This is a genomic window from Lepagella muris (assembly GCF_004793975.1).
Lineage (GTDB): Bacteria > Bacteroidota > Bacteroidia > Bacteroidales > Muribaculaceae > Lepagella > Lepagella muris.
The window spans coordinates 13,553-25,981 of sequence record NZ_SRYB01000005.1 but is presented as its reverse complement, the minus strand read 5'-3'; the positions used below and the strand labels follow the sequence as shown (position 1 = coordinate 25,981).

Annotated in this window: 9 protein-coding genes and 1 riboswitch; of the genes, 3 read left to right on the top strand and 6 right to left on the bottom strand. The window is 41.1% G+C overall.

The window, feature by feature from the left end:
* Positions 1–2: 2 nt before the first annotated feature.
* The 6 genes from ilvC to E5331_RS04790 form a co-directional block, all read right to left on the bottom strand.
* Positions 3–1,046 (bottom strand): ketol-acid reductoisomerase, encoded by a 1,044-nt coding sequence (ilvC, locus tag E5331_RS04815; protein WP_123481848.1) that lies wholly within the window; start codon positions 1,044–1,046, stop codon positions 3–5.
* 33 nt (positions 1,047–1,079) lie between these two features.
* A complete protein-coding gene (ilvN, locus tag E5331_RS04810) occupies positions 1,080–1,631 on the bottom strand; it encodes an acetolactate synthase small subunit (RefSeq protein WP_123481849.1) in 552 nt (183 codons plus the stop codon).
* A 13-nt stretch (positions 1,632–1,644) separates the two neighbouring features.
* The gene (gene ilvB, locus E5331_RS04805) at positions 1,645–3,369 is read right to left on the bottom strand and encodes a biosynthetic-type acetolactate synthase large subunit (RefSeq protein ID WP_123481850.1); all 1,725 of its coding nucleotides are present in this window, start codon (positions 3,367–3,369) and stop codon (positions 1,645–1,647) included.
* A 16-nt stretch (positions 3,370–3,385) separates the two neighbouring features.
* Positions 3,386–5,221 (bottom strand): dihydroxy-acid dehydratase, encoded by a 1,836-nt coding sequence (gene ilvD / locus E5331_RS04800; protein WP_123481851.1) that lies wholly within the window; start codon positions 5,219–5,221, stop codon positions 3,386–3,388.
* 318 nt (positions 5,222–5,539) lie between these two features.
* Complete coding sequence (asnA, locus tag E5331_RS04795; RefSeq protein ID WP_123481852.1) at positions 5,540–6,574, bottom strand: aspartate--ammonia ligase; 1,035 nt, start codon at positions 6,572–6,574, stop codon at positions 5,540–5,542.
* Between the two features lie 201 nt (positions 6,575–6,775).
* Positions 6,776–7,780 carry an aldo/keto reductase gene (locus E5331_RS04790; protein WP_123481853.1) on the bottom strand — a complete coding sequence of 335 codons (1,005 nt, stop codon included), beginning with the start codon at positions 7,778–7,780 and terminating at the stop codon, positions 6,776–6,778.
* Between the two features lie 211 nt (positions 7,781–7,991).
* A riboswitch (adenosylcobalamin-variant (AdoCbl-variant) riboswitch) is annotated at positions 7,992–8,069 on the top strand.
* Between the two features lie 43 nt (positions 8,070–8,112).
* Between E5331_RS04790 and E5331_RS04785 the strand changes: the two genes are divergently transcribed.
* The 3 genes from E5331_RS04785 to E5331_RS04775 are packed head-to-tail and all read left to right on the top strand — an operon-like array spanning position 8,113 to position 12,429.
* Positions 8,113–10,158 carry a TonB-dependent receptor plug domain-containing protein gene (locus tag E5331_RS04785; protein ID WP_123481854.1) on the top strand — a complete coding sequence of 682 codons (2,046 nt, stop codon included), beginning with the start codon at positions 8,113–8,115 and terminating at the stop codon, positions 10,156–10,158.
* A 43-nt stretch (positions 10,159–10,201) separates the two neighbouring features.
* Positions 10,202–11,284 (top strand): YncE family protein, encoded by a 1,083-nt coding sequence (locus tag E5331_RS04780; RefSeq protein WP_123481855.1) that lies wholly within the window; start codon positions 10,202–10,204, stop codon positions 11,282–11,284.
* Between the two features lie 5 nt (positions 11,285–11,289).
* A complete protein-coding gene (locus tag E5331_RS04775) occupies positions 11,290–12,429 on the top strand; it encodes an ABC transporter substrate-binding protein (RefSeq protein ID WP_168355139.1) in 1,140 nt (379 codons plus the stop codon).

The window sequence follows — 12,429 nt, the reverse complement described above, 5'->3', positions numbered from 1 at the left end:
TATCAGTTGTTCTCAGGACGCAGACCGCGAACGGTAGCACCAGCTTGCCACATCTCGCTTTCGCGTAGAGCTTTCAGTTCTTCCTCAAGACCTTCGCGATAGCCCGGTTTAGAGTTGGAGTCGATTGAATTCTGTGCTTCCTGTCCACAAGCCACACTTGCGTATAGTTTCTCTACGACGGGTTTGATGGCATCATGGAAGGGACCCATCCAATCAAGAGCTCCACGCTGAGCAGTAGTAGAGCAGTTTGCATACATCCAATCCATACCTTTTGCTGCGAAAAGAGGCATGAGGGACTGAGTCAGCTCTTCAACAGTCTCGTTGAATGCCTCGGAAGGGGTGTGTCCATTCTCGCGGAGTACTTCATACTGTGCAAGGAGAAGACCTTGTATGGCACCCATCAGGGAACCACGCTCGCCAGTAAGGTCACTATATGCCTCGCGCTTGAATGTAGTCTCAAAGATATATCCCGAGCCGATACCGATGGCGAGAGCAAGAGTGCGATCAAGAGCCCGTCCTGTATAGTCCTGTTCAATAGCGTAGCTTGAGTTCAGACCACGTCCTTCAAGGAACATTGTACGCAAGGATGTACCAGATCCTTTAGGAGCAACGAGAATCACATCGACATCAGCGGGAGGCACTACGCCTGTACGATCAGGCCATGCGATTGCAAATCCATGGGAGAAATAGAGAGCCTTACCGGGAGTAAGGTGCTTTTTGATAGTAGGCCATACGGAAATAACTGCGGCATCAGAAAGAAGACACATAATGATAGTGCCTTTTGCACATGCTTCTTCAATTGAGAATAGAGTTTCTCCGGGAACCCAACCGTCAGCCACAGCCTTATCGTATGTCTTGCCTGCACGCTGACCTACAATCACGTTGAATCCATTGTCGCGCAGATTCAAACTCTGACCGGGACCTTGCACGCCATATCCGATCACGGCAATTGTTTCATCTTTGAGTATTTCGCGAGCTTTTTCAAGAGGAAATTCTTCGCGAGTGACAACGGTCTCTTCAACGTTGCCAAATTTAAGCTTAGCCATAAACTTTGTTGATTATTTAGATTTGAATGAAATTTATTTATTTTCAAGTTGCTGTCTACGGTTTTCCTGATTCTGCAGGAATTCATCGACATATTCCATAGGAGCTTTGGTGACTGCCACTCTTCCGGAACGAACAAACTGACGCAGACCGAGATGTTTTAGTTTGTCGAATAAAGCTTTTACTTCATCCGTATGTCCGGTCTTCTCAAAAATAGTGTATTCCGGTTGAATCTCCAATACCCGGGCACCATGGGTGCGTATGATATGCTCGATCTCATCCGTTGCGAGAACTGAAGCTGTCGGGACTTTATACAAGGCGACTTCTTGGAAAACGATTTCGTCGTCAGTATGTAGGAAAGCTCGTAATACGTCAATTCTTTTTTCAATCTGTTTCACCACATGTTCCATCATCTCACGTTCGCTCTTGCAAGTGATTGTAAACTTATGAACACCTGGAATTGAACAAGCACTCACTGTCAGACTCTCTATATTGAGACATCTTCTGCTGAAAACCATAGAGATCTGATGAAGCAGGCTGACTTGGTTTTCTGTAAAGACTGTTATTGTGAAAAGTTGTTTTTCCATATCTGTCGTGAGCTTATACGGGTTTGTAATATTCTGTCGGATTAAGGAGTATCTCATCGACACCATGTCCGCCGGGAGTCATAGGAAAGACCATATCAGTCTCGTCAATATTGACATTGAGCAGATATGCGCCATTATGTTCTCTCATCCGGCATACTGCATCTGCAAGGTTGTCTCTATGAGCCACATCTTCTGCTTTTATACCGTATGCTTCTGCTATGGTCTTAAAATCAGGGTTGACCATAGGGGTGGCACTGTATCTACTGTTGAAGAAAAGATGCTGCCATTGGCGCACATTGCCAAGGAAGTTGTTATTGAGCAACACAATCTTCACTCCGACGTTATATTCCATGATCATGCCAAGTTCCTGGATGGTCATCTGTAGTCCTCCATCTCCGACAAACAGTACGACGTCACGGTCAGGTTTTCCAATCTTAGCTCCTATAGCCGCCGGAAGACCGAATCCCATAGTGCCAAGCCCACCGGAAGATATGACGCTTCTCGGAGATTTGAATCCGAAATAGCGGACACCGAACATCTGGTTCTGTCCGACATCAGTCACAAGTATTGCATTGTCGTCAAAAATCTTACTGACAATGGATACCACTTCTCCCATTAGCATTTTCCCATCAGGAGTAGATGCATTTATTTCTCTATCGATGACACGCTCTTCCTCCACTTTTTTATGGCGGCTGAAAGATTCGATCCAATATTTATTTGGAGTAGAGGTATTAATCAACGGGAGAAGCCTTTGCATCACAGAGCGGGCATCTCCATGGAGATGTAAATAGCTTTTGACTGTTTTGTCAAACTCACTGGCATCAATATCAATATGTATTATTTTTGCATCAGGTGCATATTTTGCAGTATCACCGGTGACACGATCATCAAAACGCATGCCTATTGCAATGATTACATCGGCTTTATTGGTATTTATGTTTGGCGCAAGATTTCCGTGCATGCCGAGCATTCCCATATTAAGAGGATGATCGGTAGGGATGGTAGAAAGACCGAGCATTGTGCATCCCACAGGAATCCCTGCTTTTTCTGCGAATTTAACTAATTCGGCTTCAGCTTTAGCTATAGTCACTCCATGTCCGGAGATAATCAAAGGTTTTTCAGCCGAATTTATTATTTCGGCGGCTTTTTTCAATAAGTCGTCTGTCGGCTCCGGATCTGGATTATAACTTCTAATGAAATTACACGTGTCTAAATGATACTCAGCTTTATTTGTCTGGGCATCTTTTGCAATATCAATGACGACAGGTCCCGGACGTCCGGAATTAGCGATATAGAATGCACGAGCTATGGCAGGCGCAATATCCTCCGGGCGCCTGACTAATATAGCCCATTTTGTAACCGGAAGAGTCACGCTGACTACATCGCTTTCCTGAAAAGCATCTCTACCAAGTAAAGATGAGGGCACCTGTCCTGTAATAGCAACAATTGGCGTACTATCCATCAGTGCATCGTTAAGTCCTGTAATCAGATTCATCGCTCCGGGACCAGACGTTGCAAATACGACTCCGGTTTTACCGGTAGCCCGAGCAAACCCTTCGGCAGCATGTATGGCACCTTGCTCATGGCGCGCGAGATAATGGCGTACTTTGTCGCTATAGTCATATAGACGGTCGTATACCGGCATTATTTGCCCTCCCGGATAACCGAATACCTGATCAACACCTTGGTCGATCAAGGCTTTTATCAGAATCTCGGCACCTGTAAATTTTTCACTCATAAACGTGTGGATTATTTTATTCAATATTGGAACGAACCCCACCTTTGTCAGCGGAAGTCACAGCTGATGCGTAGGCTTTTAATGCGCGACTTATATATCGGTCGCGTCCTCTCGGACAGAAAGCATCCTTTCCATGAGCTTCCTCTTCCTTACGCCTGATGTTAAGCTCTTCATCGGATAGCCTTACATTTATTGTCCGGTTTGGGATATCAATTTCAATTATGTCGCCATCTCTTACAAGGGCAATATCTCCACCGGCAGCAGCCTCCGGAGATATATGCCCTATTGAAAGACCGGATGTGCCTCCAGAGAAACGACCGTCGGTAATTAATGCACATTCTTTTCCGAGATGCTTGCTTTTTATATAGCTTGTGGGATATAGCATTTCCTGCATTCCCGGACCCCCTTTAGGTCCCTCGAACGTAATCACCACGACGTCACCGCTCTTGACTTTGTCATTGAGGATTCCTTCCACGGCTTCTTCCTGGCTATGGAAAACTTTGGCAGGACCAGAAAATTTGAAAATGCTTTCATCGACACCGGCTGTCTTTACCACACAACCATCTTTTGCAATATTGCCTTTTAAGACAGCGAGTCCGCCATCTTTTACGTAGGCATGATCAAAGTCGCGAATACATCCGTTGGTTCTGTCGCTGTCAAGTTGTTTAAATTGGGAGTCTTGGCTTCCCATTACGGTTGTATGAATATGTCCCGGAGCGGAATGCCATAATAAATCAGCTTCCTCAGAATAGTCTTTACCTTCAATTGCATACTTTTCAATTGCCTCGCCAAGAGTAAGTCCATCAACACGTTTGACCGAAGTGTCGATAAGATCTTTATCAGCCAATTGTTTCATGATAGAAAGTATTCCACCTGCACGGTTTACGTCTTCTATATGATATTTGTTGGTATTTGGTGCGACTTTACATAATACCGGAGACTTACGAGACAGCATGTCAATATCCTCCATTTTGAAATCAGCCCCCGCCTCGTTTGCTACCGCAAGAAGGTGCAGGACGGTATTAGTGCTACCTCCCATAGCAATATCAAGCGTCATTGCATTGAGCATAGCATTTCGAGTAGCGATGGAGCGAGGAAGTACGCTGTTGTCACCGTCCCTATAATATGCATAGGTATTTTCTACAATCTGCTTTGCAGCTTTTTTGAAAAGATTGATTCTATTTTTGTGTGTCGCAAGAATAGTACCGTTCCCAGGCAGAGCTAATCCAATTGCTTCATTAAGCGAATTCATTGAATTGGCAGTGAACATGCCGGAACATGATCCACAAGTAGGACATCCCTCTTTTTCAAGATATTCCACCTCTTTGTCGGAAATAGAAGAGTCTGCAGAATCAATCATAATATCAATTAGGTCAAGTTTCCTTCCATTTAAGTCCCCCGCTTCCATAGGACCGCCAGATACGAATATCGTGGGGATATTCAGTCTCATAGCCGCCATGAGCATTCCGGGAGTAACCTTGTCACAATTGCTGATACATACCATGGCATCCGCCTTGTGAGCATTGACCATATATTCCACAGAGTCAGCGATCAGATCGCGAGAAGGAAGGGAATAAAGCATACCGTCGTGCCCCATAGCAATACCATCATCGATTGCGATTGTATTAAATTCAGCAGCGAAACAACCAAGTTTCTCGATTTCGTGTTTTACAATCTGACCGATTTCATGCAGATGTGTGTGTCCCGGGACAAATTGGGTAAATGAATTTACAACCGCAATTATCGGTTTTCCCATTTGCTCCTCTTTCATTCCATTTGCTCTCCATAAGGCTCTTGCCCCTGCCATTCTTCTTCCAAAAGTGCTGGCATAACTTCTTAGCTGATTTACCATAATTAATATACCTGTAGAATTAGGCACGAGAAATGTATGATAAGAATCGTGCCAATCTGTGTTATAATGGAAAATTTTGGCAAATTTATGCAAGTTTTTTGAAAATTGCAAATAGTTCGCCTATTATTTCTACAAAATATACAAATGAAGCGAAAATTTGATTATTTAGTGGAATGTGTGTTTAAAATTAATGTCAGACTGACATGATATCATGTCAGTCTGACTGCAAATGAATAATTATTAAATATTCTAAAAATATTGATTGGGTGTTGTAAATGGAAAGTCAAAAATCAATTATTTACCAAAATATACTCACATTTACATGAGGATAATTCCGGCTTTCTTACAAGTTTCAATCTGTTCGTCCGGCCAAATAGAGGCTTGTACCTCTCCGATATGCGCCTTTTGTAAAAGGAACATACAGAGCCGGCTCTGTCCGATGCCTCCGCCAATGGAAAATGGAAGCTGATGGTTGAGAAGACGTTTGTGGAAGTTTAATTCTGATCGTTCGGGACAACCTCTAAGTTGCAACTGAGTCATAAGAGATTCAGGACTGACCCTTATTCCCATTGAAGATAGTTCAAAAGAGCGTCCGAGGACAGAATCCCATACGAGGATGTCACCGTTAAGTCCTTTGTATCCCTCACCATTGTCGGAGATCCAATCATCATAATCCGGAGCTCGTCCATCATGAGGTTTCCCGTCACCGAGCGGTGCTCCTATACCAATAAGAAAAACGGCACCATATTTTTTTGTAATTTCAGATTCCCGTTGAGTTGGAGTTAAATCAGGATACATCTGTCGAAGATCTTCACTATGAATGAATGTGATCTGTTCAGGCAATCTGGGAGTTATATGAGGAAATCTCTCGAAAACCTTTTTTTCTGTTTCTCTCATAGCCTGGTAAATCTTCCTGACGGTATCTTTTAGATATTCAAGATTGCGATCTTCTTCCCGAATAGTCTTTTCCCAATCCCATTGATCCACATAAAGAGAATGTAGATTATCAAGTTCCTCATCCGCACGAATTGCATTCATATCGGTATAAATACCATATCCCGGAGCAATATCGTATGCGCCTAATTTAGCTCTTTTCCATTTGGCAAGAGAATGCACAACTTCTGCTTTGCGTTCATTAAGTGCCTTTACCGGGAAAGATACAGCACGTTCCACACCGTTAAGGTCATCATTTAATCCGGTACCCGAAAGCACGAATAGTGGTGCGGTGACTCTTCTGAGTCCAAGAGCTTCAGAAAGTTTCTTTTGGAAATCTTTCTTAATCATCTTTATTGCAATCTCGGTAGTTTCGGGAAGCAATTTCAGTTTATAGTTTTGAGGAATAATCAAACTCATATTTTTAATGATTGATATGAATAATTGAAATGAATTGAAGTAATCAATAATGCAAAGTTAATGACATTTTTTTATATAAACAATAAAATTAACAACAAATGTCAATTAAATTTTAATAATAATGGAAATTGGAAAAGTGTCTTCAAGGGATTCCGTTAAAAATCATGCAGTTGATAGAATCATTTGACAGCTTTCCTATTGTTATCCAAAAATGATCCTGTTGATCTCTTCAAGTTCATCATTTGAAAAAGAAACATTATCGACGCATTTTAAAGAATCGGCGAGTTGATTGACTGAGCTGCTGCCAACAATCACGGAAGTCACCCGATCATCTTTTAAAACCCAGGATAATGCCATTTGGGCAAGAGTCTGACCTCGTTCCCCAGCTATTATTTTTAATGCATTCAGTTTATTGATCCATTCTGGAGTGATTTTCTCTTGCTTGAGAAATTTATTTTTAGCAGCTCGTGAATCTTCAGGTATACCATTAATATATCTGTCGGTTAGCATACCCTGTTCCAAAGGAGAGAATGCAGTGAATCCCACTCCGTTCTCCTTGGCTTGAGTAAGTGTGCCCGCTGATTCGACCGTTCTGTCGATCATATTATATCTTCCTTGATATATGAGGCATGGCACGTCATGATTATTAAGATAGGTAAATGCATATTGGGTCGCCTCAAATGGCCATTTTGAAATACCTATATAAAGGGCTTTCCCGCTCCGCACTATGTCTACAAGAGCCTGGAGTGTCTCTCTGACAGGAGTGTCGGGGTCAAAACGATGACTATAGAAGATATCAACATAATCGAGGTTCATTCTTTTAAGGCTTTGATCAAGGGATGCCATTAGATATTTCCTGGATCCACCGATACCATAGGGACCTTTCCACATATCATAGCCTGCCTTAGTGGTTATTATCATCTCATCGCGATATGGACGAAATGACGACTTCATGATTTGCCCGAATGTCTCCTCGGCAGACCCGTAAGGAGGGCCATAATTATTTGCAAGATCAAAGCAGGTTATTCCATGATCAAAAGCATAGTGAAGTATTTTGCGGCAATTTGATAGAGTGTCGACTGCCCCGAAGTTGTGCCATAATCCTAATGAAACTCGAGGTAGTAAAATTCCACTCTCGCCACATCTCATATATGACATGCCGGATTCATATCGGTCTTCAAGAGGGGAATAGATGTTTTCTGTCATGGGAGTATATTGTTTAATATGGTTGTAAACATTGATATGAGATGACTAAATAACGATTACAAAAAAGATAAATTGTTAAATCTATAGAAAAATAAATGTAGGAACAAACATCTAAATGATTGCTGATAGAGTAGAATAAGGGCGATTAACGCAAAAAAAAGATTTTTCATTTTACATGGTATTTTTGCTTAAATAAAATAAAATACATAACTTTGCAACACCGAAATAGAGGAACAGGTTGAAATTTCCTGACAGTCTCGCTACGGTAATAGTCCGACCCTCTTTTAAATCAATCATTAAGATTGCTAATAATAATTTGTTTTTCTTCGAGGATGAGAAAACATATACTGACATCATTAATCAGCATGCTAAGTATCGTCCCGGCTCATTCAGTCGGGACGAATGCATATATATCGGTATCTGCTTCTGATATTCCAGATGGCAGAAAGTCTGTTGATACAGTAAGTTCAGATTTACCGAATATTGAAGTCAAATCATTGAAGAATAAAAAGAGGGTCAGTTCATCAACACCTCAGTATAATCTGGATTCAGAAATTATCAGGCAGACCGGCATCACCGATATATCAGAAGCCATGCGAAGACTCCCTGGAGTGAATCTGCGTGATTATGGAGGAGCCGGCGGATTGAAAACCGTCTCCGTAAGAGGCTTGGGTTCAGAGCATACGGCAGTCATCTATGACGGGGTCTCGTTGAGTGATTGTCAGAGTGGGCAGATAGATCTTTCCAGATATTCCATAGATAATGTGAGATCGTTGTCGTTGTATTCAGGAGATAATGACGATATTTTCTTGCCGGCAAAGGCAGCCGCCTCAGCATCTTCGCTTTATATATCATCGTTTACCTCTACTGATGATGCCGATTTTCACTTAAAGTCTCAAATGAAGATCGGGTCATTCGGTTATTATAATCCATATATAAGGTTGGGTAAGGGTAATGATAATGATAGGGGATTTTCATATTCTGCAAATGCCGAATACATCCATTCTGAGAATGATTATCCATTTATCCTGACAAACGGAGATCTGATTACCCATGAGAAGCGTGAAAACTCACGTATGAATTCATGGCTTGGGGAATTTAACGGGATGTATAGATTTGGGGATTCTTCAAGAATTGTTGGAAAGGTCTATTATTATGACAATTCAAGGGATCTACCAGGTCAGGTGATATATTATGTGAATGGCAGTAATGAACATCTGAGAGACAGAAATTTTTTCGGACAGTTTCAATATAAGGGAAGGTTATCTTCAAAATTTTCATTGGCATCAACTGCAAAATTCAATTGGTCGTCTTCCCGATATACAGACATAGATGGCAAATATCCAGGTGGCATTCTTGATAACTATTATATCCAGCGGGAAACTTATTTTACCGGAGCGTTGCTCTTCACGCCATTCTCCGGTTTTTCAATGGATTATTCACTGGATTGGTCATGGAATAACTTGTCAAGCAATCTTAAGACAGATATTCGTCCTTATCGGAATTCCATACTCCAGACGTTGGCAGCCAAATATAAAGTGTGGCGACTGACCGTAATGGCGCGCGCACTGTATTCTTTGTATATCAATAAAGCAAAGGATGGAGATGCCGGTAAAGATAATCGCAGATTGTCGCCATCGGTAATGCTAAGTCTAAAACCAATAGCTGATGTGGGTTGGTATATCAGAACTTCTTATAAGAATATTTTCAGAGTACCAACATTTAATGAGGCATACTTTGATCATTATGGGAGTATAAATCTTGATCCGGAGATTACAGATCAATTTAATTTCGGGATGACATTTGAATCAAATGCGACATTCCTATCTAATATCACCTTGACGTGTGACGGCTACATCAATCATGTTAAGAATAAGATTGTGGCCGTACCGTATAATATGTTTGTTTGGAGAATGACAAATCTTGGCAAGGTCCGTGTGTTTGGGCTTGATGCTACGATTAGTTCGGAATATGTTGTTACTGACAAGCAATCGTTGATTTTGACGGGCAGTTATTCTTATCAACGTGCACAACCGCGAACAAATCCAGGAAGTTCGGAATGGATGAAGCAGGTAGCTTATATCCCGCTTAATTCTGGATCCGCTTCTCTCTCTTGGCTTAATTCATGGGTGAATGGAGTGATTCACTTTACAGGATGCAGCCCACGATATACGACCAATTCTAATATTCCGGAAACAAAAATTGATGGATATTGTGATTTTGGATTTTCCGTCTCAAGAACATTCATGTTGAAAAACAAGAATAAATTTCGTATCCAGGGAGATTTATTAAATGTATTTAACAGGCAGTATGAGATAGTTGCACGATATCCAATGCCTGGAAGATCATGGAAAATAAGTGTTGAATTTGAAATGTAATGCATTACAATCTAATTTCATATTAACAAAAGTTATTTTAGAGATGAGAAAGAATTTTATTTATTTTGGCATGATTGCCATGATATCAGCATCGTTGACGGGATGTAGCGATGAGCCGAATGATAAAAATCCGATACCGGATTTGCCGACAACCTCAAATGGAGCCTACATCTTGAATCAAGGGAATTACGGGTCAAAAATAGAGGGTTCCCTTAACTTCATCAATTATTCTGTATCAAAGATTTCACGAGATTTATTCCGTACCTACAATAAGCGTAGCCTGGGTGACACCCCTCAATGTGGTATTGCTTATGGCTCAAAGTTGTATTTGGGCGTATATGGGTCAAATACAATTGAAATCATAGACAAAGTGACCTATAAATCACTCCTTCAAATTTCCCTTTCTGATAAAGTCGGTCAGTCTCCGCGTTCTATGGTGGCAAAGGATGGGAAGGTGTATGTGTCGATGTATAATGGGTATGTATGCAGTCTTGATACGTTGACCCAAACAATAGACAAAACGGTAAAAGTAGGTCCTAATCCTGAGATTATCGCAATTTACGATGATAAAATCTTTGTACCCAATTCTGATGGGATGAATCATCCAAATTACGGAAAAACAGCGTCAATCATTCCGCTGGCAACCTTCGGTACGGAGGGAACATCGGAGACATTTGAAGTCCCTCTAAATCCAAAGCAATTCCTTACTAATGGGTCATCTCTTTTTATTCTTGCTTTAGGGAACTACGTCGATATTCCCAATGCTCTTTATAAAGTTGATAGTGACTATAAATGTAAGTTTATTGCTAATGCGACAAAAGCAGCAATAAAGGATAATTTCATCTATATCATAGATGCCCCATGGGGAGGAGAGGTAGCCTATTCGCGTTATGATATCAATAGTGAGGAGTTGACGAATTTGGATATTAAAAATATAGATGCACCCTCTGGGTTGGGCGTTGATCCCATCACGGGGAATATATTTATTTCCTCGTATCCTCTTGATAATGGCGATATTAGTTATAGTTTGCCAGGCTATGTCTGCGAATATGATTCCAACGGAGTCTATAAGAATAAATATGATTCCGGGGTAGGAGACACTTGTATTTTCTTTGATTTAGAATGATAGGTATGCATAATCATAATAGTGGCATATTAATTTCATTGTGCATAATTTTATTGTTGTTGTTTCCACAATCATGTGGAAGCAACAACAATAGTTCTTCTTCTGGGAAGAAATTGGCGATGAGGTATGCTGAAAATTTAACAGTTGAAGAGTATGACGGATATGCGGTTGCAAGAATCAGAAATCCGTGGGATACTACAAAATTATTGCGTACTTATGTACTTCTTGATAAAGGAATAGATATTCCTCAAGGTATTAATCCTCAAGATGTCATACGCGTGCCCCTTGAAAAGTCAGTGGTATATTCGGCTGTGCATAATGGTTTGATAAATGAGCTGGGAGCGACAGATGCGGTATCCGGAGTGTGTGATGCTGAGTATATATTTGATGATACATTGAGGAATCGTATAGAGAAAGGCATCATTAAAGATTGTGGTGACAGCATGTCTCCAAACGTTGAAGAAATAATCAGGATAAGTCCGGGAGCAATATTGCTTTCTCCGTTTGAGAATATGCATAGTCATGGAAAATTGGATCATGCAGGGATTCCGATAGTGGAATGTGCTGATTATATGGAAACTTCACCGTTGGGACGAGCTGAATGGATGAAATTTTATGGACGACTATATGGAAAAAAGGAGATTGCTGATTCATTATTTCAGGAGACAGAGCGACAGTATCTCACGCTTAAAGAAATCGCTTCAAAGACAATGGGTAGACCTAAGATATTGATGGATAGGATATATGGGCAAACTTGGAATGTACCTGCCGGGAATAGTACGATGGGACAAATGATAGAGGATGCTGGGGGGAAAAATCCATTTGATTATGCAAAGACATCAGGTAGTCTTCAATTGAGTCCTGAAAAAGTATTATATGAAGCGATGGATGCCGATTATTGGTTAATCCGTTTTGCATACACCCCTTTAACTCTTGCCACGTTGCAGTCAGATCGCGCGATGTATGGTAAATTTAAGGCTTTCAAAAATGGGAATGTCTATGGAAGCGATTCTTCAAAGACAAGAATATTTGAGGATGTGGCCTTTCATCCACAATGGTTGCTCGGAAACTTAATAACCCTTTTCCATCCTGAGCTTACTCTCCCGACTAAATCAAAATCTTATTTTGAAAAAATAAAACTTTGA

Excerpts from the sequence above, each read along its gene's own strand:
- ilvC (WP_123481848.1), bottom strand. The coding sequence starts at position 1,046 with ATGGCTAAGCTTAAATTTGGCAACGTTGAAGAGACCGTTGTCACTCGC.
- ilvN (WP_123481849.1), bottom strand. The coding sequence starts at position 1,631 with ATGGAAAAACAACTTTTCACAATAACAGTCTTTACAGAAAACCAAGTC.
- ilvB (WP_123481850.1), bottom strand. The coding sequence starts at position 3,369 with ATGAGTGAAAAATTTACAGGTGCCGAGATTCTGATAAAAGCCTTGATC.
- ilvD (WP_123481851.1), bottom strand. The coding sequence starts at position 5,221 with ATGGTAAATCAGCTAAGAAGTTATGCCAGCACTTTTGGAAGAAGAATG.
- asnA (WP_123481852.1), bottom strand. The coding sequence starts at position 6,574 with ATGAGTTTGATTATTCCTCAAAACTATAAACTGAAATTGCTTCCCGAA.
- E5331_RS04790 (WP_123481853.1), bottom strand. The coding sequence starts at position 7,780 with ATGACAGAAAACATCTATTCCCCTCTTGAAGACCGATATGAATCCGGC.
- E5331_RS04785 (WP_123481854.1), top strand. The coding sequence starts at position 8,113 with ATGAGAAAACATATACTGACATCATTAATCAGCATGCTAAGTATCGTC.
- E5331_RS04780 (WP_123481855.1), top strand. The coding sequence starts at position 10,202 with ATGAGAAAGAATTTTATTTATTTTGGCATGATTGCCATGATATCAGCA.
- E5331_RS04775 (WP_168355139.1), top strand. The coding sequence starts at position 11,290 with ATGCATAATCATAATAGTGGCATATTAATTTCATTGTGCATAATTTTA.